General features: G+C 62.9%; 25 protein-coding genes and 1 pseudogene. 22 read left to right on the top strand and 4 right to left on the bottom strand.

What is annotated here, in order from left to right:
* Window positions 1–100 precede the first annotated feature (100 nt).
* The 20 genes and pseudogenes from BGK68_RS00920 to dld all read left to right on the top strand — a co-directional run bounded on the left by BGK68_RS00920 (window position 101) and on the right by dld (window position 16,725).
* Window positions 101–1,012: an ABC transporter ATP-binding protein gene (locus tag BGK68_RS00920; RefSeq protein WP_075255521.1), complete on the top strand. Its 912-nt coding sequence runs from the start codon at window positions 101–103 to the stop codon at window positions 1,010–1,012.
* Entirely contained in the window at window positions 1,009–1,773 is a 765-nt protein-coding gene (locus BGK68_RS00915) for an ABC transporter permease (RefSeq protein WP_075255520.1), read from the top strand. Before BGK68_RS00920 ends, BGK68_RS00915 begins: the two co-directional genes overlap by 4 nt.
* Window positions 1,774–1,820: 47 nt before the next feature.
* Entirely contained in the window at window positions 1,821–2,057 is a 237-nt protein-coding gene (locus BGK68_RS00910) for a BolA family protein (protein ID WP_017453768.1), read from the top strand.
* Between the two features lie 9 nt (window positions 2,058–2,066).
* On the top strand, window positions 2,067–3,317 hold the full coding sequence (gene murA, locus BGK68_RS00905; protein ID WP_075255519.1) for a UDP-N-acetylglucosamine 1-carboxyvinyltransferase: 1,251 nt from the start codon (window positions 2,067–2,069) through the stop codon (window positions 3,315–3,317).
* A 30-nt stretch (window positions 3,318–3,347) separates the two neighbouring features.
* Window positions 3,348–3,998, top strand: coding sequence for an ATP phosphoribosyltransferase (gene hisG, locus BGK68_RS00900; protein WP_075255518.1), 651 nt, complete (start codon window positions 3,348–3,350; stop codon window positions 3,996–3,998).
* A 44-nt stretch (window positions 3,999–4,042) separates the two neighbouring features.
* Window positions 4,043–5,359, top strand: a complete 1,317-nt coding sequence (gene hisD / locus BGK68_RS00895; protein WP_075255517.1) for a histidinol dehydrogenase — start codon at window positions 4,043–4,045, stop codon at window positions 5,357–5,359.
* A gap of 1 nt (window position 5,360) precedes the next feature.
* Window positions 5,361–6,194 carry a DNA-methyltransferase gene (locus tag BGK68_RS00890; RefSeq protein WP_075255516.1) on the top strand — a complete coding sequence of 278 codons (834 nt, stop codon included), beginning with the start codon at window positions 5,361–5,363 and terminating at the stop codon, window positions 6,192–6,194.
* Window positions 6,169–7,287, top strand: coding sequence for a histidinol-phosphate transaminase (gene hisC, locus BGK68_RS00885; protein ID WP_075255515.1), 1,119 nt, complete (start codon window positions 6,169–6,171; stop codon window positions 7,285–7,287). Before BGK68_RS00890 ends, hisC begins: the two co-directional genes overlap by 26 nt.
* A 73-nt stretch (window positions 7,288–7,360) precedes the next feature.
* Window positions 7,361–7,957: an imidazoleglycerol-phosphate dehydratase HisB gene (gene hisB, locus BGK68_RS00880; protein ID WP_013235995.1), complete on the top strand. Its 597-nt coding sequence runs from the start codon at window positions 7,361–7,363 to the stop codon at window positions 7,955–7,957.
* 61 nt (window positions 7,958–8,018) lie between these two features.
* Window positions 8,019–8,657, top strand: coding sequence for an imidazole glycerol phosphate synthase subunit HisH (gene hisH, locus BGK68_RS00875; RefSeq protein ID WP_075255514.1), 639 nt, complete (start codon window positions 8,019–8,021; stop codon window positions 8,655–8,657).
* A gap of 78 nt (window positions 8,658–8,735) precedes the next feature.
* Entirely contained in the window at window positions 8,736–9,533 is a 798-nt protein-coding gene (gene hisA / locus BGK68_RS00870; RefSeq protein ID WP_013235993.1) for a 1-(5-phosphoribosyl)-5-[(5-phosphoribosylamino)methylideneamino]imidazole-4-carboxamide isomerase, read from the top strand.
* Window position 9,534: 1 nt separating this feature from the next.
* Window positions 9,535–10,299, top strand: a complete 765-nt coding sequence (gene hisF / locus BGK68_RS00865) for an imidazole glycerol phosphate synthase subunit HisF (RefSeq protein WP_008332445.1) — start codon at window positions 9,535–9,537, stop codon at window positions 10,297–10,299.
* Window positions 10,296–10,679, top strand: a pseudogene (gene hisI / locus BGK68_RS00860) (phosphoribosyl-AMP cyclohydrolase); the annotation flags it as partial. The gene hisF and the pseudogene hisI, both read left to right, overlap by 4 nt.
* Before the next feature lie 113 nt (window positions 10,680–10,792).
* The gene (locus BGK68_RS00855) at window positions 10,793–11,131 is read left to right on the top strand and encodes a phosphoribosyl-ATP diphosphatase (RefSeq protein ID WP_069374928.1); all 339 of its coding nucleotides are present in this window, start codon (window positions 10,793–10,795) and stop codon (window positions 11,129–11,131) included.
* Window positions 11,132–11,180: 49 nt separating this feature from the next.
* A complete protein-coding gene (locus BGK68_RS00850; protein ID WP_075255512.1) occupies window positions 11,181–11,561 on the top strand; it encodes a histidine triad nucleotide-binding protein in 381 nt (126 codons plus the stop codon).
* Window positions 11,562–11,634: 73 nt separating this feature from the next.
* Entirely contained in the window at window positions 11,635–11,841 is a 207-nt protein-coding gene (tatA, locus tag BGK68_RS00845; protein ID WP_075255511.1) for a Sec-independent protein translocase subunit TatA, read from the top strand.
* A gap of 120 nt (window positions 11,842–11,961) precedes the next feature.
* On the top strand, window positions 11,962–12,483 hold the full coding sequence (tatB, locus tag BGK68_RS00840; RefSeq protein ID WP_075255510.1) for a Sec-independent protein translocase protein TatB: 522 nt from the start codon (window positions 11,962–11,964) through the stop codon (window positions 12,481–12,483).
* Between the two features lie 51 nt (window positions 12,484–12,534).
* Window positions 12,535–13,305, top strand: coding sequence for a twin-arginine translocase subunit TatC (gene tatC / locus BGK68_RS00835; RefSeq protein WP_075255509.1), 771 nt, complete (start codon window positions 12,535–12,537; stop codon window positions 13,303–13,305).
* A 273-nt stretch (window positions 13,306–13,578) separates the two neighbouring features.
* Window positions 13,579–14,916 (top strand): MFS transporter, encoded by a 1,338-nt coding sequence (locus BGK68_RS00830; protein WP_075255508.1) that lies wholly within the window; start codon window positions 13,579–13,581, stop codon window positions 14,914–14,916.
* A gap of 63 nt (window positions 14,917–14,979) precedes the next feature.
* Window positions 14,980–16,725, top strand: a complete 1,746-nt coding sequence (gene dld, locus BGK68_RS00825) for a D-lactate dehydrogenase (RefSeq protein ID WP_267889701.1) — start codon at window positions 14,980–14,982, stop codon at window positions 16,723–16,725.
* 19 nt (window positions 16,726–16,744) lie between these two features.
* On the opposite strand, the gene BGK68_RS00820 is transcribed toward dld, so the two are convergent.
* From BGK68_RS00820 to BGK68_RS00810, 3 genes are read right to left on the bottom strand one after another with little or no spacing between them, the layout of a single operon-like run.
* Complete coding sequence (locus tag BGK68_RS00820) at window positions 16,745–17,455, bottom strand: FadR/GntR family transcriptional regulator (RefSeq protein WP_075255506.1); 711 nt, start codon at window positions 17,453–17,455, stop codon at window positions 16,745–16,747.
* 33 nt (window positions 17,456–17,488) lie between these two features.
* The gene (locus BGK68_RS00815) at window positions 17,489–18,184 is read right to left on the bottom strand and encodes a DUF2461 domain-containing protein (protein WP_075255505.1); all 696 of its coding nucleotides are present in this window, start codon (window positions 18,182–18,184) and stop codon (window positions 17,489–17,491) included.
* A gap of 18 nt (window positions 18,185–18,202) precedes the next feature.
* A complete protein-coding gene (locus BGK68_RS00810) occupies window positions 18,203–19,384 on the bottom strand; it encodes a Do family serine endopeptidase (protein WP_075255504.1) in 1,182 nt (393 codons plus the stop codon).
* Window positions 19,385–19,427: 43 nt separating this feature from the next.
* Here BGK68_RS00810 and BGK68_RS00805 point away from each other — a divergent pair, with 43 nt between their 5' ends.
* Window positions 19,428–20,192 carry a Nif3-like dinuclear metal center hexameric protein gene (locus BGK68_RS00805; RefSeq protein ID WP_075255503.1) on the top strand — a complete coding sequence of 255 codons (765 nt, stop codon included), beginning with the start codon at window positions 19,428–19,430 and terminating at the stop codon, window positions 20,190–20,192.
* An 18-nt stretch (window positions 20,193–20,210) separates the two neighbouring features.
* Here the strand turns inward: BGK68_RS00805 and mscL are convergent, their stop codons facing one another.
* A complete protein-coding gene (gene mscL, locus BGK68_RS00800) occupies window positions 20,211–20,648 on the bottom strand; it encodes a large conductance mechanosensitive channel protein MscL (protein WP_013235979.1) in 438 nt (145 codons plus the stop codon).
* Window positions 20,649–20,940: 292 nt separating this feature from the next.
* Here mscL and petA point away from each other — a divergent pair, with 292 nt between their 5' ends.
* Window positions 20,941–21,549, top strand: a complete 609-nt coding sequence (gene petA / locus BGK68_RS00795) for a ubiquinol-cytochrome c reductase iron-sulfur subunit (protein WP_075255502.1) — start codon at window positions 20,941–20,943, stop codon at window positions 21,547–21,549.
* Window position 21,550: the final 1 nt, after the last annotated feature.

The following is a 21,550-nucleotide window of genomic DNA, read 5'->3' as shown; positions in this document are numbered from 1 at the left end:
GGCGCGGCCAGGGCGAGGTGGACAGTGGACCCGCAGGGCTTGCTGTTTCCTTATTTCCTTCTGGCAACAGACGCAATTAACGAATCGAACGGGCGAGGCAATGGCCGCTCTGCAAATCAATGACATCAAGAAACGCTACCAGTCGCTGCAAGCGCTGGGCGGCGTTTCGCTGGCGATCGAGGAAGGTGAATTCTTCGGTCTGCTCGGCCCTAATGGGGCTGGCAAGACCACGCTGATCTCCATCATCGCCGGCCTGAACCGCGCCGATTCCGGCTCGGTCACCATCCACGGCCACGACGTGGTCAGTGACTATCGCGCCGCCCGCATGAAGCTGGGCGTGGTGCCGCAGGAACTGGTCTTCGATCCCTTCTTCACTGTGCGCGAGACGCTGCGGATGCAGTCCGGCTATTTTGGCCTCAGCAGCAACGACAAGTGGATCGACGAGGTCATGGAAAACCTGGACCTCACCAACAAGGCCGACACCAATATGCGCGCGCTCTCCGGCGGCATGAAGCGGCGCGTGCTGGTGGCCCAGGCGCTGGTGCACAAACCGCCCGTGATCGTGCTGGATGAACCGACCGCCGGGGTGGACGTAGAGCTGCGCCAGACCCTGTGGCAGTTCATCGGTCGCCTCAACCGCGAAGGCCACACCATCGTGCTGACCACGCACTACCTGGAAGAAGCCCAGGCGCTGTGCAACCGCATTGCCATGCTCAAGTTCGGCAAGGTAGTGGCGCTGGATTCGACCGATGCCTTGATCCGCCGTATCTCGGGCTCGCAGATGGTGCTGCGCCTGAAGCGCGGCAGCCTGCCGGAGGGATTGAAGTCTCTGGTCACGCATCCCGAAGAACTGTTGTCGGGCAACAAATATACGCTGCGCGTGAACGACTATCAGGAAGTCGAACCCATCCTGGCCGCACTGCGCGCAGCCGGCGCCGAGATCGATGATCTGCAATTGCAGCAGGCCGATCTGGAAGACGTCTTCATCCAGATCATGGGAGATGAAAAATGATCGGTTTCCGTACCCTGTTCTACAAGGAAATCCTGCGTTTCTGGAAGGTCGCCACCCAGACCATCACCGCGCCCATCGTCACGGCCCTGCTGTATCTGTTGATCTTCGGCCACGTGCTGCAGGACCGTGTGCAGGTCTATCCTGGCGTGAACTACACCGGCTTCCTGGTGCCGGGCCTGGTGATGATGAGCGTGTTGCAGAACGCCTTCGCCAACAGTTCTTCTTCGCTGATCCAGTCCAAGATCACCGGCAACCTGGTGTTCGTGCTGCTGACCCCGCTGTCGCACTGGGAGCTCTTCGGCGGCTACGTGCTGGCCGCCGTGGTGCGCGGCCTGATGGTCGGGGCCGGGGTCTTCGTGGTGACCGTGTGGTTCGGCCATCTGGACTTCGTGGCGCCGCTGTGGATCCTGGTATTCGCGCTCTTGGGCGCGGCCATCCTGGGGACCATGGGCCTCATCGCAGGGATCTGGGCCGAGAAGTTCGACCAGTTGGCGGCCTTCCAGAATTTCCTGATCGTACCCCTGACCTTCCTGGCCGGCGTGTTCTATTCGATACACTCGCTGCCGCCGTTCTGGCAGGCGGTATCGCATTTCAACCCGTTTTTTTATATGATCGACGGTTTTCGCTACGGCTTCTTCGGCCAGTCCGACATTGCTCCCATGACCAGCCTCGGCATCGTCGCCGTGTTCTTCGTGGCGCTGTCCACCCTGGCCGTGCGCATGCTCAAGAGCGGCTACAAGCTGCGCGCAGGTTCGCATTGAACACGCTGCGCCCCGCCATCTCCCCCATTCCCGTGAAGAGCCTCAACATGCTACCCACTCCTGAACTCGTCAAAAGCTATATCGCCGCCGGCCTCGACTGCCAGCACCTGGAAGTGGAGGGCGATGGCCAGCACTTCACCGCTGTCATCGTCGCCGAAGCTTTCGCCGGCAAGCGCCTGATCCAGCGTCACCAGCTGGTCTACGCCGCCCTGGGCGACCGCATGCGCGAAGAAATCCACGCGCTGTCGATGAAGACCCTGACCCCCGAAGAATTCCAGAAATAAGGCAAGACGATGGACAAGCTTTTGATCCGTGGCGGCAAGCGCCTCTCCGGCGATGTCACGATTTCCGGCGCCAAGAACGCCGCCCTGCCCATCCTGTGCGCGGCGCTGCTGACGGCCGATGACCTGGTGCTCTCCAACGTGCCGCACCTGCAGGACGTGGTCACCATCACCGGGCTGATGAAGCAGATGGGCCTGCGCGTGCAGGAAAAGGGCGACCAGATGGTGCTCAATGGCAACGACATCACCCGCCCGGAAGCGCCGTACGAACTGGTCAAGACCATGCGTGCCTCGATCCTGGTGCTGGGCCCGCTGCTGGCCCGCTTCGGCCAGGCCAAGGTATCGCTGCCAGGTGGCTGCGCCATCGGTTCGCGTCCGGTGGACCAGCACATCAAGGGCTTGCAGGCCATGGGCGCTGAGATTCATATCGAAGGCGGCTATATCTACGCCAAGGCCAAGCGCCTCAAGGGGGCGCGCATCGTCACCGACATGATCACCGTCACCGGCACCGAGAACCTGCTGATGGCCGCCGTCCTGGCTGACGGCGAGACCGTGCTGGAAAACGCCGCGCGCGAACCCGAGGTGGGCGACCTGGCCAACCTGCTGGTCAAGATGGGCGCGAAGATCGAAGGCATCGGTACTGATCGCCTGGTCATCCAGGGCGTCGAGCAACTGCATGGCGCCTCGCACGAAGTCATCGCCGACCGCATCGAAACCGGCACCTTCCTGTGCGCAGTGGCCGCTACCGGCGGCGACGTGACCTTGCGGCGCACCCGCGCCGGCCTGCTCGATGCGGCGCTGGACAAGCTGCGCGACGCCGGCGCCATCCTCACTTCCGGCGAGGACTGGATCCGCATCCAGATGGCGCGTCGTCCCAAGGCAGTGAGCTTCCGCACCACCGAGTATCCTGGCTTCCCCACCGACATGCAGGCGCAGTTCATGGCGCTGAACTGCCTCGCCGAAGGCACCAGCCACGTCACCGAGACCATCTTCGAGAACCGATTCATGCACGTCCAGGAGCTCAACCGCCTGGGCGCGGCCATTGACGTGGAGGGCAATACCGCCATCGTCACAGGTGTGGAAAAATTCATCGGCGCACCGGTCATGGCGACCGACCTGCGCGCCTCGGCCTCGCTGGTGATCGCCGGCCTGGCGGCCCAGGGCGAGACGGTGGTGGAACGCATCTACCACCTTGACCGTGGCTATGACCGCATGGAAGCCAAGCTGTCGGCCATCGGCGCTGATATCCAGCGTATCAAGTAAGTTTACGGATTCGAGAAAAAGCACAACATCATGACCCAACAACTGACGCTGGCGCTGTCCAAGGGCCGCATCTTCGAAGAAACCCTGCCCTTGCTCAAGGCGGCCGGCATCACCGTGTCCGAAGACCCGGAGTCCTCGCGCAAGCTGATCCTGCCCACCAATGATCCCGACGTGCGCGTGATCATCGTGCGCGCCTCGGACGTACCGACCTATGTGCAATATGGCGCGGCCGATTTCGGCGTGGCCGGCAAGGACGTGCTGATGGAGCACGGCGGCGAAGGCCTGTACCAGCCCATCGACCTGAACATCGCCAAGTGCCGCCTGTCGGTGGCGGTGCAGGAAGGTTTCGACTACGCCAATGCGGTGCGCCAGGGTGCGCGCCTGCGCGTGGTGACCAAGTATGTCAACACCGCCCGCGAGCACTTCGCCGCCAAGGGTGTCCACGTGGACCTGATCAAGCTGTATGGCTCCATGGAGCTGGGACCGCTGGTGGGCCTGTCCGACGCCATCGTCGACCTGGTCAGCACCGGCGGCACCTTGCGCGCCAACAAGCTGGTGGAAGTCGAGCACATCATTGATATCTCCTCACGCCTGGTGGTGAACCAGGCCGCGCTGAAGTTGAAGCGCGAGCGCCTGCAACCGATCCTGGAGGCCTTCGAAAAAGCCTCCAAGGCCAAGTAATCGATGACCACGACCCCAGATTTCCTCGCAGAGCAGGTGAGACCATGAGCATTGCCATCCGAAAACTCGATTCCGCCGCCGCTGGCTTCCGTGAGCAGCTCTCGGCCGTGCTGGCCTTCGAAGCCAGCGAAGACGAGGCCATCGACCGCGCCGCAGCCACCATCCTGGCCGATGTGAAGGCGCGCGGCGACGCCGCCGTGCTGGAATACACGCAGCGCTTCGACCGCCTGCAGGCCGCTTCCGTGGCGGCGCTGGAGATCGGCAAGGACGCGCTGCAAGCCGCGCTGGCCGGCCTGCCCGAGGCGCGTCGTCATGCGCTGCAGACGGCTGCCGACCGCGTGCGCGCCTATCACGAGCGCCAGAAGAAGGAATGCGGCTCCGATGGCTTCCTCTACCGCGAAGCCGATGGCACCGAGCTGGGCCAGAAGGTCACGCCGCTGGACCGCGTGGGCATCTACGTGCCTGGCGGCAAGGCGGCCTATCCGTCGTCGGTGCTGATGAATGCGATTCCGGCCAAGGTGGCTGGCGTGCAGGAAGTCATCATGGTCGTGCCCACGCCCGATGGCGTGAAGAATGAACTGGTGCTGGCCGCCGCCGCCATTGCAGGGGTGGACCGCGTCTTCACCATCGGTGGTGCGCAAGCTGTGGGCGCATTGGCCTATGGCACCGCGACCATCCCGCAGGTGGACAAGATCGTCGGCCCCGGCAATGCCTATGTGGCTGCGGCCAAGCGCCGCGTGTTCGGCGTGGTCGGCATCGACATGATCGCCGGTCCTTCGGAGATCCTGGTGATCTGCGATGGCGCCACCGATCCCGACTGGATCGCCATGGACCTGTTCTCGCAAGCCGAACACGACGAGCTGGCGCAATCCATCCTGCTGTGCCCGGATGCGGACTACATCGCCAAGGTCGAGGCGTCGATCAACCGCCTGCTGGACGACATGCCGCGCAAGGACGTGATCCGCACCTCGCTGACCGACCGTGGCGCGCTGGTCAAGGTGCGCGACATGGCCGAAGCCTGCGAGATCGCCAACATGATCGCCGCCGAGCATCTGGAGATTTCCGCGCAGGAGCCGCAGCAGTGGGCCGACCAGATCCGTCACGCGGGCGCGATGTTCCTGGGCCGTTTCTCGTCCGAATCGCTGGGGGATTATTGCGCCGGTCCCAATCACGTGCTGCCGACCTCGCGCACTGCACGCTTCTCCTCGCCGCTGGGCGTGTATGACTTCCAGAAGCGTTCCAGCGTGATCCGCGTATCGGAAGAGGGCGCGCAGACGTTGGGCAAGATCGCTGCTGAACTGGCCTATGGCGAAGGCTTGCAGGCGCACGCCCGCTCGGCCGAATTGCGGCTGAAGAAGTAAGATGATGAGGTCCGCCACCGACTCCCTCGCAGGCGCCGGCTGGCTGGACCGCGTATTTTGCGAAGATGCGCTTTCCGCCGTGGCCGGCCTGGCGCGCATCCCCGATGGCAGCGTCGATCTGATGATCGCCGATCCGCCCTATGGACTGGGCAAGGACTATGGCAACGATTCCGACAAGCTCGATACCGCTGCCTACCTAGCCTGGACCGAGCAATGGGTCGATGCCGCGCTGCCCAAGCTCAAGCCCAATGGCAGCCTCTACATCTTCCTGACCTGGCGCAATTCGCCGGAGATCTTCGTGATGCTCAAGCAGCGCATGACCATGATCAACGAGATCATCTGGGACCGCCGCGTGCCCTCGATGGGCGGCAGTACCCGGCGTTATTCGTCGGTGCATGACACCATCGGATTCTTTGCGCGGGCCAAGGATTATTTTTTCGACCTCGATGCCATCCGCATCCCCTACGACGCCCAGACCAAGAAGGCGCGCTCGCGCTCCATCTTCGTGGGCGCGAAGTGGCTGGAGATGGGCTACAACCCCAAGGATGTGTGGAGCGTCTCGCGCCTGCACCGCGAACACAAGGAGCGTGCCGACCATCCCACGCAGAAGCCGCTGGAAGTGGTGGAACGCATGGTCAAGGCCTCCTGTCCGCCGGGCGGCGTGGTGCTCGATCCCTTCATGGGCAGCGGCACCACGGCGGTGGCGGCGCGGCGCTGTGGACGGCATTTCACTGGTTTTGAACTCAATCCCGATTATTGCGAACTGATCCGCCAGCGCCTCGACGCCCTCGCGCCAGCCCACCAAGACGATGAAGCCCTCCGTACCCAAGCCTGAATCTGCGTCCATCGACCAGTTGGTCGCCAATGTCATCCGCCCGGTGGTGCGCGGCTGGCAGTCCTATCACGTGCCGTCGGCCGAGGGCATGGTCAAGCTCGACGCGATGGAAAATCCCTACCTGCTGCCCGCCGAACTGCGCGAGCAACTGGCGCAACGCCTGGCCGCGCTGGAGCTCAACCGTTACCCGGTGCCTGCGTACACTGCCCTGAAGGCCGCCATCTGCGAGCGCCTGGGTGTGCCGGCGGGCTACGATGTCCTGCTGGGCAATGGCTCGGATGAATTGATTACCCTGCTGTCGGTGGCCTGCGCCCAGCCGGGCCGGACCATCCTGGCGCCGGAGCCGGGCTTCGTGATGTATGGCGTCTCGGCCAAGATGGCCGGGCTGGAGTACGTGGGCGTGCCGCTGCGCGCTGACCTGAGCCTGGACCTGCCGGCCATGCTGGCGGCCATGGAGACGCACAAGCCCGTCATCACCTGGCTGGGATACCCCAACAATCCTACCGGCACGCTCTATGAGATGGCCGATGTGCTGCGCATCGTCGAAGCCGCCGCACCGTACGGGCTGGTGGTCGTCGATGAGGCCTACCAGCCCTTTGCCGCCTCCACCCTGATGCCGGCATTGCCGCAGCACAACAACCTGGTGCTCATGCGCACCGTCTCCAAGCTGGGACTGGCGGGCATCCGCCTGGGTTACCTGTCAGCGGCGCCGGCGCTGTTGCGCGAATTGGACAAGGTGCGACCGCCCTACAACGTCAATGTGCTCACCGAAGCCGCTGCGCTGTTCGTGCTGGAGCATCTGGATGTACTGCAGGCCCAGGCCGCACGATTGCGCGAGGCGCGCAGCGCCCTGGCGGCCGAACTGGCGGCGCTGGACGGGGTGCAGGTGTTTCCCTCGGCGGCCAATTTCCTGCTGATCCGCGTCCCGGATGCCGATAAAGTCTGCGCCAGCTTGCTGGCGCACAGGGTACTTGTGAAAAATGCCGGTAGAATGCACGTATTGCTCCAAAACTGTTTGCGCATTACCGTCAGCTCGGATGAAGAAAACGCCACGTTCCTGGCGGCCCTGAAGGCGGCGCTGCGCGAACTGTAGAGCGGCCAGCAAGGGCCAGGCCCAGGCCAGCACAACGCATTACATAACGATAGAACTCCGTCTTACCCTGACCATGTCTACACCGAGAACCGCGGAAGTCGTCCGCAACACCAACGAGACGCAAATCCGCGTTGCGATCAACCTGGATGGCACCGGCCAGCAGAAGCTCGATACCGGCGTCCCCTTCCTGGACCACATGCTGGACCAGATCGCCCGCCATGGCCTGATCGACCTGGATATCCACGCCAAGGGCGACCTCCACATCGACGCCCACCATACGGTGGAAGACGTGGGTATCACCCTGGGCATGGCCTTTGCCAAGGCCATCGGCGACAAGAAGGGCATCCGCCGCTACGGCCACGCCTACGTGCCGCTGGATGAAGCCCTCTCGCGCGTGGTCATCGACTTCTCCGGCCGTCCCGGCCTGGAATACCACATCCCCTTTACCCGCTCCATGATCGGTTCCTTCGACGTGGACCTGACCAGCGAGTTCTTCCACGGTTTCGTCAACCACGCGCAGGTGACCCTGCATGTGGACAACCTGCGGGGCGTGAACGCCCACCACCAGGCCGAGACCGTATTCAAGGCCTTCGGCCGCGCGCTGCGCATGGCCGTCGAACTTGATCCGCGCGCTGCTGGTACGATTCCGTCGACCAAGGGCAGCCTGTAAAAACGCAGGGTATTGCTAAATCATCTGGTTTTCCGGCGCGCGAGCGCCGTTCAATGTCGCCATGAATAAAATTGTTGTAGTCGATTACGGCATGGGCAACCTGCGCTCGGTGGCGCAGGCGCTGCGCCATGTCGCGCCTGAAGCCGATGTGCGCATCTCCGGCGAGGTCGCCGATATCCGCGCCGCCGACCGCGTGGTCCTGCCTGGCCAGGGCGCCATGCCCGATTGCATGCGCAGCCTGCGCGAGTCGGGCGTGCAGGACGCCGTCATCGAAGCATCGCGTACCAAGCCGCTGTTCGGCGTATGCGTGGGCGAGCAGATGCTGTTCGACTGGAGTGAGGAAGGCGACACCCCCGGCCTGGGCCTGCTGCCCGGCAAGGTGGTGCGCTTCGACCTGGAAGGCATGCGCCAGGACGATGGCTCCCTGTTCAAGGTGCCGCAGATGGGCTGGAACCATGTTCACCAGACCATCCGCCATCCGCTGTGGGAAGGCATTGCCGACAACGCCTTCTTCTATTTTGTCCACAGCTACTATGCCGTGCCGGCCGAGACCGCCCACGTGGTCGGGCAGACCCCGTATGGCCGCGACTTCGCCTGCGCGGTGGCCCGCGATAATATCTTTGCAACCCAGTTCCACCCGGAAAAAAGTGCCTCGGCGGGTTTGCAGCTGTATCGGAATTTCGTACACTGGAAACCTTGATTTTTGTCTTTACGGCAAGAATCACCCTGCTGAGCTTCGACAACCCTTCTTTTTTTACTGACTAGTCATCCCCTAGCCATGCTGCTCATACCCGCCATCGACCTGAAAGACGGTCATTGCGTACGCCTCAAACAAGGTGATATGGACCAAGCCACCGTTTTCTCCGAAGATCCGGCGGAAATGGCCCTGCACTGGCTCAAGCAGGGCGCGCGCCGCCTGCACCTGGTGGACCTGAACGGCGCCTTTGCCGGCAAGCCCAAGAACGAGGCGGCGGTCAAGGCCATCCTCAAGGCGGTGGCCAGCTTCGCCGAAGAAAACGAAGTCGAGGAAATCCCGGTGCAACTGGGCGGCGGCATCCGCGATCTCGATACCATCGAACGCTACCTGGACGACGGCCTGTCCTACATCATCATCGGCACCGCTGCGGTGAAGAACCCCGGTTTCCTGCATGACGCCTGCAGCGCCTTCCCCGGCCAGATCATCGTCGGCCTGGACGCCAAGGACGGCAAGGTCGCCACCGATGGCTGGAGCAAGCTGTCCGGCCACGAAGTGGTGGACCTGGCGCAGAAGTTCGAAGGCTATGGCTGCGAAGCCATCGTCTACACCGACATCGGCCGCGACGGCATGATGGGCGGCGTCAACATCGAAGCCACCGTGCGCCTGGCGCAGGCGGTGACCATCCCCATCATCGCTTCGGGCGGCGTCCACAACGTGGGCGACGTCGAGGCGCTGTGCCGGGTCGAGGATGAAGGCATCGAAGCCGTCATCTGCGGTCGTTCCATCTACGAAGGCACGCTGGACCTGCGCAGCGGCCAGGATCGCGCCGATGAACTCACGCGCGAACTGGAAGCCAACCGCCTCTCCGGCAGCAAATAACATGGCCCTTGCAAAACGCATCATCCCTTGCCTGGACGTGACCGCTGGTCGCGTGGTCAAGGGCGTCAACTTCCTGGAGCTGCGCGATGCCGGCGATCCGGTCGAGATCGCGCGTCGCTATGACGAGCAGGGCGCTGATGAGCTGACCTTCCTCGACATCACCGCTTCCTCCGATGGCCGCGACCTGATCCTGGACATCATCGAAGCCGTGGCCTCGCAGGTCTTCATCCCCCTGACCGTGGGTGGCGGCGTGCGCGCGGTGGAAGATGTGCGCCGCCTGCTCAATGCCGGCGCTGACAAGGTCGGCATCAATACCTCGGCCGTGACCAACCCGCAACTGGTAGCTGATGCCGCCAACAAGTACGGCTCCCAATGTATCGTAGTGGCCATCGACGCCAAGCGCGCCGGTGACGGCAAGTGGGAGGTCTACACCCACGGTGGTCGCAAGGCCACTGGCCTGGACGCGGTCGAATGGGCGCGCAAGATGGCGCAACTGGGCGCGGGCGAGATCCTCTTGACCAGCATGGACCGCGACGGCACCAAGAGCGGTTTCGACCTCGACCTGACCCGCGCGGTCTCGGAAGCGGTCAGCATCCCCGTGATCGCCTCCGGTGGCGTGGGCGGCCTGCAGGATCTGGCCGACGGGATCACCAAGGGCAAGGCCGATGCGGTGCTGGCCGCCAGCATCTTCCACTATGGCCAGCACACCGTGCAGGAAGCCAAGCGCTTCATGGCCGACCAGAACATTTCCATGAGGCTGGCATGAGCATCAGCGCCAAATGGCTCAACAAGGTCAAATGGGACGAAGTCGGCCTGGTGCCGGTGATCGCCCAGGAAGTCGGCTCCAATGACGTATTGATGTTCGCCTGGATGAATCGCGAGGCGCTGGCGCGCACCGTGGAGATCGGTCAGGCCGTCTACTGGAGCCGCTCGCGCAAGAAGCTGTGGCACAAGGGCGAAGAGTCCGGCCACTTCCAGAAGGTCCATGAGATCCGCCTGGATTGCGATGAAGACGTGGTGCTGCTCAAGGTCGAGCAGGTGGCCGGCATTGCCTGCCATACCGGACGTCATTCCTGCTTCTTCCAGAAATTCGAAGGCAGCGCCGACAGTGGCGAGTGGGTCACCGTCGAGCCGGTCCTGAAGGACCTGCAACCCGGTGCCGGCGGCGGTCCTGCAGCGACTGCGGCCGCGCCGGAAGCCAAGCCCAAGCGCGTGCGCAAGAGCATCCCCAAGCCCGTGGACAGCGACAAGACCCCATCATGAGTGAAACCCTGAAGCGACTGGCCGAGGTCATCGAGTCGCGCAAGCTGGCCAACGGCGGCAATCCCGAGAAATCCTACGTCGCCAAGCTGTTCTCCAAGGGCGACGACGCGATCCTCAAGAAGATCGGCGAGGAAGCCACCGAAACCGTCATGGCCGCCAAGGATGCCCGCGTCTCGGGCGACAAGTCCAAGGTGCTCTATGAATGCGCCGACCTGTGGTTCCATTCCATGGTGCTGCTGGCGCAGTTCGACTTGAGTCCGCAGGATGTGCTCAACGAGCTGGCCCGCCGCGAAGGCCTCTCCGGCCTGGAAGAAAAGGCTGCCCGCAAGGACTGATCGGCCACCGGCCCTCCCAATTCCCCCTTGTTTCCCCAGGAGTACGGCTTTGGATAATTGCATTTTCTGTAAGATCGCTGCAGGCCAGATCCCCTCGAAGAAGATCTACGAGGACGAGGACCTGATCGCCTTCCACGACATCAACCCGGCCGCGCCAGTGCACTTCCTGATCGTGCCGCGCCAGCATGTGGCGACCCTGGCCGATTGTGGTGAGCAGCATGCCGCCGTGCTGGGCAAGATGCTGGCCCTGGCGCCGCGCCTGGCCGCCGAGCAGGGCTGCGGCTACGGCCTGGACGGCGAGGGCAAGCCCAGCGGCGGTTTCAAGACCATCATCAACACCGGACCGGATGGCGGCCAAGAGGTGTACCATCTGCACATGCATGTCATCGGCGGCCCGCATCCGTGGCGGGTACGGTTCGTGCAACAATAAGGATTCGCCAGCCCGGGGGCTGGCCTGTTTCACACTTGTACACAGGGCAGGGATGTCCGCTTAGGAGAAGAGAATGGGTTCGTTCAGTATTTGGCATTGGCTGATTGTCCTGGTGATCGTGATGCTGGTCTTCGGCACCAAGAAGCTCGGCAACATGGGTTCCGACCTGGGCAAGGCAGTCAAGGGCTTCAAGGATGGCGTCAAGGGCGCAGAGGAAGAGAAGAAGGACGCGGCCGCCATTGACGTGCAGGCCAAGGAAAAAGACAAGTCCGGCACCTGATCAGGCAGCGCCCGGTGCGATATTGCGCCGGGCTGCACCGTTTTGCTGTCCGCGCCTGGTGCGGACGTCCAGCCTCCCGGGCAGCTCTGCTGCCCTTGTCCTTAAAGTCCACACAAGCCCATGATTGATATCGGCCTTACCAAGCTGGCCTTGATTGGCGTGGTCGCGCTGGTCGTGATCGGCCCGGAGCGCCTGCCTAAGGTGGCGCGCATGGCCGGCACCCTGTTCGGCCGCGCCCAGCGCTACATCAACGACGTCAAGTCGGAGGTCAGCCGCGAGATGGAACTCGACGAGCTGCGCAAGATGCGCCAGGACGTGGAGTCAGCCGCCAGCGAGGTCAGCGGCAGCATCCACAAGAGCATGGCCGAGACCGAAGCCTCGCTCAATGACGCCTGGAACGGCGGCGATGATGCTTCCGGCTCGGACAGCGCCGCCACCGGCAACTGGACCCGTCAACCCGATCCCTCGCTGCTGGCCATCAAGGCCAAGGCCTTCCGCCGCAAGAAGCTCTCGCGCACCACCGGTGTGCCCGCCTGGTACAAGCACCAGAGCGGCCACAAGACCCGTGTGATTTCGGCCTCGGCCCGGGTGGCCAAGTACCGTCGACCGGTGGGCGCGGGCAAGTCGGCTGGTTTCTTCTAGTTCTTCTAATCTGGCGCAGCGCGTCCCACTTCATCAGAATGCTCCAATTCCATGGCTGAAGAAAACACCCAGGCCGAAGACACCTTCATCTCACACCTGATCGAGTTGCGCAGCCGCATCGTCAAGGCGACTGCGGTGGTGCTGGTGGTGTTCCTGTGCCTGATGCCCTTTGCGGCCCACATCTTCGATGTGCTGGCCGCGCCGATGATCCACGCGCTGCCCGCCGGCAGCAAGATGATCGCCACCGGCGTGATCACGCCCTTCCTCATCCCCATCAAGGTCACCATGCTGGTGGCGGTGCTGGTCTCGCTGCCCTGGGTGCTCTACCAGCTCTGGGCCTTCGTCGCGCCGGGTCTCTACACGCACGAAAAGCGCCTGATCGCACCGCTGGTGATTTCCTCGTCGGTCTTGTTCGTGGCCGGGGTGGCGTTCTGCTACTTCTTCGTCTTTGGCGTGGTCTTCCCCTTCATCAACAACTTCGCCCCCAAGTCGGTGTCGGTGGCCCCGGACATCGACAGCTACGTCGATTTCGTGCTGACCATGTTCGTTGCCTTCGGCGTGACCTTCGAGGTGCCGGTGATCGTGATCGTGCTGGTGCGCATGGGCCTGGTCCCGCTGGCCAAGCTCAAGCAGATCCGTCCCTATGTGATCGTCGGCGCCTTCATCATCGCCGCCGTGGTCACGCCGCCCGATGTGATGAGCCAGCTGATGCTGGCCGTGCCGCTGGTGCTGCTCTACGAAGTCGGCCTGCTGGTGGCGCCTATCTTCGAACGCGCCACCCAGGCGCCCGCCACCGAAGCGGGCAGTTCGACCACGGACTGATGACAGCGCTGCTGATGCAGCAGGGCAGGTCGGATCCGGCCTGCCTGTCTACCTTCCCACCCGCGCCTGTCGTCCCTTCGCGCATCGCTTATACCGTGCCATTCCCGCGCCCCTTGCTGGCCTGACCGTCCCTGACGGTTGCAGAATCGCGTCAAATCCGCTAACCTGTCTGACAGGTAGATAAGTTTATCTACCTGCCTCTTTTGTCCGATCGTCCGCCGGGGCGATCCGGGCGCTGGATATCGACAATAAGAAATTGACTGGAGACAACAGATGGCAAATTCAAGCCAGGGCAGTGCTGTGCAGTTTGACGGGCTGTACAAGAAAGTGACGTGGAAAATCCTACCCTGGCTGCTGCTGGGCTATGTGATTGCCTACCTCGACCGGGTCAACGTAGGCTTCGCCAAGCTCTCCATGCTGAGCGATCTGGGCATGTCGGAGGCGGCCTATGGGCTGGGGGCGGGCATCTTCTTCCTGGGCTACTTCATCTTCGAAGTCCCCAGCAACCTGATCCTGCATCGCGTAGGCGCCAAGATCTGGATCGCGCGCATCATGATCACCTGGGGCATGATTTCTTCGCTGATGGCCTTTACGGCCCCCATCGCCCAGTGGCTGGGCGTGAGCAACGAGACGGTCTTCTACACCTTGCGCTTCCTGCTGGGGGCCTCGGAAGCGGGCTTCTTCCCCGGTGTGATCCTCTACATGACCTACTGGTATCCCTCGGCCATGCACAGCCGCGTGATGGCGGTAGTGTTGCTGGGCAATCCCTTTTCCTACATCCTCGGCGGTCCCATCAGCGGGGCGCTGATGCAGTTCATGGGCAGCGGCGACTCGCTGGCCGGCTGGCAATGGATGTTCGTCATCGAAGCACTGCCGGCCTGCTTGCTGGGCATCGTCATCCTGTTCGTGCTCTCCAATGACATCGCCAGCGCCAAGTGGCTGACACCGGAGGAAAAGGCCGAGCTGGCCCGTCGCCTGGCCGCCGAGAACAAGGAGAAGGTCAACGTCCCGCTCAAGAGCCTGTACGCCTTGCCCATCCTTTGGTTCCTGGCGCTGGTGTATCTGCTGATGATGATCGGCAGCTACGGCATCAATTTCTGGGCGCCCACCATCATCCGCGACGCCGGCGTGAAATCGGTGCTCGACATCGGCATGATCTCTGCCATTCCCTACATTCTCGGCGCGACCGCCATGGTGTTCATCACCCGTCATGCCGAGAAGGCGGGCAAGCATCGCAGCTATTCGGTGGCGGTCTCCATGATCGCCGGCCTGGCCCTGGTGCTGTGCACGCTGTTCCCGCACAACATCTACATCACCCTGGCGGGCATCGCCATCGCCGTGGGCGGCAGCCTGACCTCGATTGCCTTGTTCTGGGGCTTCCCCGGTGCCTACTTCACCGGTGCCACCGCTGCCGCAGGGATCGCGATCATCAATTCCGTGGGCAATCTCGGTGGCTTCGTCGGGCCTTACCTGCTGGGTGCGTTGACCACCGCCTTCGGCTCGCCCCGTTACGGCCTGATGATGCTGGGAGGCGCCTTGTTCCTGGCCGGTGTGCTGATCGCGCTGGGTGGCCGCAAGCGTGGCCCCGCTGCGGTGACGGCCAGCGCCTGAACGGCGGCAGCCATGCTGTGACCGGCCCGGGTCGGGCCGGGCGGGGTGGCGATCACGATGACGATGGAAAGAAGAACGATGGATGTGATCAGCAAGTTGGAAGCCATCGTCGGCAGCAAGCATGTGCTGACCGGCGATGCGCAGACCCGGCGTTTCCGCCAGGGATTGCGCTATGGCGGTGGTGAAGTCCTGGCCGTGGTGCGCCCCGGACGGTTGCTGGAGATGTGGCGCGTCTTGCAGGTCTGCCATGCGGCCAACATGGTCATCCTCTGCCAGGCTGCCAATACCGGCCTGACAGGCGGCTCCACGCCGATTGCCGAGGGCTATGATCGCCCGGTGGTGCTGATCAATACCATGCGCCTGACGCGTCTGGAACTGCTCGACCAGGGCCAGCAGGTGCTCTCCCAGCCGGGCGTGACGCTGGACCAGCTGGAACGCCGTCTCAAGCCGCTTGGCCGCGAGCCGCATTCGGTGATCGGATCGAGCTGCATCGGTGCTTCCATCACCGGCGGCATCTGCAACAACTCGGGCGGTTCGCTGATACAGCGCGGTCCCGCCTATACGCAGTACGCGCTGTTTGCCCGCATCGATGAGCAAGGACGGCTGGAACTGGTCAATCACCTGGGGATCGACCTGGGCGAGGATCCGGAGAGCATCCTGGAACAGCTCGACGCCGGTCGCATCGATCCGGCGCAGGTGCATCACGTTCCAGGCCAGATGGCCTCGGACCGTGAATATGCCGACCATGTGCGCGATATCAGTTCGCCCATCCCGGCCCGCTTCAACGCCGACCCGCGTCGCCTCTACGAAGCCTCGGGCTCGGCCGGCAAGATTGCCGTGTTCGCATTGCGGCTGGACACCTTTGCGGCGGATCAGGTCACCCAGGTGTTCTACATCGGCGCCAACGATCCTGCGGTGCTGGAAGACCTGCGCCGCCATATCCTGGCCAATTTCCGCGCGCTCCCCATTGCCGGCGAATACATGCATCGCTCCGGCTATGACCTGGCCAGGAAGTACGGAAAGGACCTCTTCCTCTATATCCGCAAGGCCGGTACCGACAAGGTGCCGCTGGCCTTTGCGCTCAAGAGCCGCTTCGACGCCATCACCGAAAAGCTCGGGCTGGGACGCAGCCTCAGTGATCGGCTGCTGCAGGCCCTGGCTGAGCGCTTGCCCGCGCATCTGCCGCCGCGCCTGGAGGACATGCGGGACCGATACGCCCATCATCTGCTGCTCAAGATGGGCGATGAGGGCATCGAGGAGGCGCGCGCCTATCTCCATGCGATATTGCCGACGGAGCAGGCAGGCTTCATCGAATGCGATGCCGAGGAGGCCAGCGCGGCCTTCCTGAACCGCTTCGCCATCGGCAATGCGGCCAATCGCTACCGGGCCGTGCATCAGGATACGGTCGAAGACATCGTTGCACTCGACGTCGCCCTGCCGCGCAATACCTATGACTGGTTCGAAGTGCTGCCCAAGGAACTGGCCGAGGAGATCGAGTTCACCATGTATTGCGGGCACTTCTTCTGCCATGTGATGCACCAGGAATACCTGGTCAAGAAGGGCCGTGACTGCGACGCCGTCAAGCAGCGCCTGCTGGCCATGCTGGAAGCGCGTGGGGCGCGTTATCCGGCTGAGCACAACTTCGGCCATCTCTATCATGCCGGACCTGAGGTGGAGCAATTCTATCGCCGCCTGGATCCGACCAATTCCTTCAATCCCGGCATCGGCCTGACCAGCACGCAGCAGCACTGGGGCCAGTCGTGCTGTCCGGCGCACGCGGCCTCAGAACACAGCAAGACGGCCTGCTGAGGTGGTATGGGCGCAGCGCTCAGTCGTAGCGCTTGTAGGCATCCACGTAATGGATATCGACCAGCCTGCGGGCCGCAGAGGCATTGCCGTTGATGATGGCCGCGGCGATGTTCTGATGGTTCAGCAGCACCGAGTCCCATTCCTGCTGGTTGCGCGTATGCGAATGGACCGAGCGCGTGGAGTCGAACAGGATGGGGCTGATGCCGCTGATGATGGCTGACAGCAGGGGATTCTGGGTGGCCTGCCCGACGGCTTCGTGGAAGGCCGCGTCCAGTGGCGAAAAGGCTTCGACATTGCCCAGCGCCGCCGGCATCTGCGCCACGATGGCGTTGAGCCGGTCGATGTCGGCCGACGTGCGGTGTTCCGCCGCCAGCACGGCGGCCTGCAGATCCAGGCTATGGCGCACTTCCAGGATCTGGATCGGGGTGATCTGCTGGGTGGCCAGCCCATGCTGCGCCAGGTTGGAAAAGGGCACCTTGGACAAGGGCAGCACGGTGGGCGACTTGCCGCTGGAGACCGCGATCAGCCCCCGTCCGGCCAGCGCATTGGTGGCTTCGCGCACGGTGGGGCGGCTCACGCCGAAGAGTCGGGTCAGCTCCCCCTCGCTGGGCAGGCTTTGGCCCGGCTCCAGCTTGTGCTCGGCGATGTAGCGCACGATGTGGTCGGCGATCTGGTCCGAAATGCGCACCTGCTGCAATTGCAGGTTGGGCGGCGTCTTCTTGCTCGTCATGGACTCAGTTGCCCGCACGGATCAGCGCGGCGTTCATTGCTCGGCCTCGTCCTGGACCAGCGGAATATCCCGCAGCCACTGCACCAGCGGATAGGCGTCCTTGAATCCTTCCAGCACGCGCTTGCCGAGGTCGGCCGGAATCTTCTTGCGGATATCCTCTTCGCTCCAGACGATGAAGCTCTTGAGCTTCACGTACTCGATATTGGGCGTGTCCGGATCAAATCCCTTGGGCGGGCGCTGCAGCTTGCCCTCGTCCTGCAGGTCGCCATAGGTCGCCACCAGCTTCTTGTTCTTGCGCATCTTGGTGAAGCCGGCAGCATCTTCCACCACACGATTGCGGATGGCCCGCAGGCGCGGCGTGGGCGGCATGTATTCGCCGCCAGCGATGAGCAGTTGGCCCGCTTCATTGATGTGGAAGTAGTAGGCCGGACCACCGCCCTGGCTGGGCTTCTTCAGTCCGCTGGCCGTGATGGCGGCGGAGAAGTGCGTCTTGTAGGGGCGCTTGTCATGCGAGAAGCGCATGTCGCGGTTGATGCGAAACAGCGCCTTCTTCGGATTGCAGCCCGCGATGGCCGGGTCGAACTTGCTGATCTCGGCGATGAGCTTGATGGTCAGCGCCAGGAATTCCTCGCGCAGGATGTCATAGCGCGGCTTGTTCATGACAAACCAGGCGCGGTTGTTGTTCTCGGACAGTTCCCCGAGGAACTGGATCAGGTCACGCACATGCATGGGCTTGGCTCTCCTGGCTCATTCTTCGTCGGCATCATCGTTCCTGGGCGGCGGCGGACGCTTGCCCACGGTGATGTTCAGCTTGGTTTCCTGCGACTTGCGCAGCACCGTCATGGCGATCTGCTGGCCGGGCGTGAGCTGGGCGATGACGTTGAGCATCTCGGTGGTGTCGGAGACCGGCTTGTCATCGATGCTTACCAGGATGTCACCCGGACGCATGCCCGCACGATCCGCCGGACCACCCTTGAGCACGCCGGCGATGATGGCGCCGGTCTTCTTGCCCAGGCCGAAGCTCTCGGCCAGTTCCGGCGTGATGTCCTGCGGTTCCACGCCGATCCAGCCGCGCACCACCTGGCCGTGGCTGATGATGGCTTCCATCACCGTCTTGGCCGTGGACATGGGAATGGCAAAGCCGATGCCCAGGTTGCCGCCGGTACGCGAATAGATCGCCGTATTGATGCCCAGCAGGTTGCCGTTGGTATCGACCAGCGCGCCACCGGAGTTGCCGGGGTTGATGGCGGCATCGGTCTGGATGAAGTTCTCGAAGGTATTGATGCCCAGGTGATTGCGGCCCAGCGCCGAGACGATCCCCATGGTCACCGTCTGGCCCACGCCGAAGGGGTTGCCGATGGCCAGCACGACGTCGCCCACCGAGCTGTTCTCCGGATGGCCCAGGGTGATGGCGGGCAGGTTGGGCAGGTCGATCTTGATGACCGCCAGATCCGTCTCGGGATCGATGCCGACCACCTTGGCGCTGGCCTTGCGGCCATCGGCCAGGGCCACTTCGATCTTGTCGGCCGCTTCCACCACGTGATTGTTGGTCAGGATGTAGCCTTGCGGGCTGACGATCACGCCCGAGCCCAGGCTGGACTGCTTGTCATCCTGTTGCTGCTCGTCGAACTGGTCGCCGAAGAACTTGCGGAAGAAGGGATCGTTCTGGAACGGGCTCTTCTGCGGCCGCGCTTCGGTGGTGGTGAAGATGTTCACCACCGAGGGCATGGCCTGGCGTGCAGCATGGCGGTAGGAGTCGAGGGCGGGCGCGTTGGGCGTCGCTTCCTGCATCTGTACCGTGGACTGGGCCGGCCTTGCGCGCGAACTGGAGGAACCGGACAGCCAGTCCGGCTTCAAGGTCGCTACAATGAACCACAAGGCCAGACCGACCGTCACGGTCTGGGCAAACAACAGCCATAAACGTCGCATAAAAGAATTCTTGGTTTTGATTTGAAATCGGATAGAGGAAGATATGACCCGCCACATCAACAGGGACGAGTTCTCAGCATATCTGGGACAGACGCTTAACGCCGCGCAATATCGCGATTATTGCCCAAACGGCTTGCAGGTGGAAGGGCGCGCCACGGTAGGGCGCGTGGTCACTGGCGTTACCGCCAGCCTGGCCCTGCTCGAGGCCGCGCTGCAATGGCAGGCGGACGCCATCCTGGTCCATCACGGCTACTTCTGGCGCGGCGAGGACATGCGCGTGATCGGACAGAAACAGCGGCGCCTGAAGCTGCTGCTGTCCAACGACATCAACCTGTTCGGCTATCACCTGCCGCTCGATTCACATCCTGAACTGGGCAACAACGCACAACTGGCCCGGCGACTCGACTTTGACGCCACCGGCCGCTTCGGTGAAAACGACATCGGCTGGCTAGGGCGCTGCCACGCACCCTCGGTCAAGACTGCTGCTGACCTGGCGATGCTGATCGAAAAGCGCCTGGGCCGCATGCCTTTGCTGATCGGCGATCCCCAGCAAGCCGTCGGTCAGGTCGCCTGGTGTACCGGCGCGGCGCAGGGCATGCTGGGCCAGGCTATCGAAGCGGGCGCATCGGTCTACATCAGCGGCGAAATCTCCGAACCCACCGTCCATCTGGCGCGCGAGACCGGTACCGTCTATCTTGCCGCCGGCCACCACGCCACCGAGCGCTACGGCATCCAGGCGCTGGGCGAGCATGTGGCGGCCCACTTCGGCATCGAACACCGTTTCATCGATATCGACAACCCGGTGTGATGCAGCGCAAGGCAGGGTTCAGCCCTGCTTCTTGAGCGAATCGCGGATTTCGCGCAGCAGCAGCACGTCTTCCGGGGTCGGCGCCGGTGCGGCCGGTGCAGCCTCTTCGTGCTTGCTGGCCAGGTCGCGCGCCTTGTTGATGGCGCGCACCATCTGGAAGATGATGAAGGCCAGGATCAGGAAGTTGATCAGGATGGTCAGGAAGTTGCCGTAGGCAAACACCGCGCCCGCCTTCCGGGCCTCGGCCAGCGGCAGCCCGTAGGCCTGGCCGTTGAGCGGCAGGTAGTAGTTGGCGAAATCCAGGCCGCCGAAGATCTTGCCGACGATAGGCATGATAATGTCTTCCACCAGCGAGCTGACGATCTTGCCGAACGCACCACCGATGATCACGCCGACGGCCAGGTCGACCACGTTTCCCTTGATCGCGAAGGCGCGAAAGTCCTTGAGCATGCTCATCCCTGGTTTCTCCTTTGACAATTGCAGTTTACATATGAGGCGATCTTACAACGGGTTATATCCTGCCCGCCCTGAAAAGTAAATCAGACAGGCGCTGACGCCGCAGCGCAAGATAACCGACAAAAAGAGCAGATTGACAATGGGTTGCGCTGCGTCAAATGTTCATTTTCGCAAGTCTGTACCATACCCGCCGTTAGCTACAAAACCCTATTCAGCTTATATATAATCAAAAAGTTGCATGAGGGTCACTTAGAAGGTCCACGCTAACTTACATTTGGAGATTGGGGTCTTTATGACTGACGAGAATCAGGTCGACGCGAGTCGGCGAGGTTTGCTTGTTGCGACTTGTGCGGCCGGAGGTGTAGCGGGGTTGGCCACCGCTGGAGCATTTGTCTCCACCCTGCAACCTTCTGAACGCGCCAAGGCAGCAGGCGCACCGGTTGAGGTGGATATTTCTTCGCTTACTCCCGGTGAAATGCGCACCGTCGAATGGCGCGGCAAGCCTGTCTGGATTCTCAAGCGCACGCAGGAGATGATCGATTCCCTCGCCAAGAACGAAGGTGAACTGGCCGATCCTGATTCCAAACGTACTGATTTCTCCGAAACACCCGACTACGCCGGCAACAAGTGGCGTTCCATTCGCAAGGACATCCTCGTGGTGGTGGGCATCTGCCCGCACCTCGGCTGCTCCCCGAGCTCTCGCTTCCAGAGCGGCCCGCAGCCCTCGCTGCCGGACGACTGGCATGGCGGCTTCCTGTGCCCGTGCCACGGCTCGACTTTCGACCTGGCTGGACGTGTGTACAAGAACAAGCCGGCGCCGGACAACCTGCAAGTGCCGCGCTACATGTTTGAAGGCGACAACAAGCTCGTCATCGGCAAGGACGAGAAAGGGGAGGCCTGAT

The sequence above is a fragment of the Herbaspirillum camelliae genome (assembly GCF_001929405.1).
In the GTDB taxonomy this organism is placed as follows: Bacteria; Pseudomonadota; Gammaproteobacteria; order Burkholderiales; family Burkholderiaceae_D; genus Herbaspirillum; species Herbaspirillum seropedicae.
This window is presented reverse-complemented; position numbering and strand designations above follow the sequence as displayed.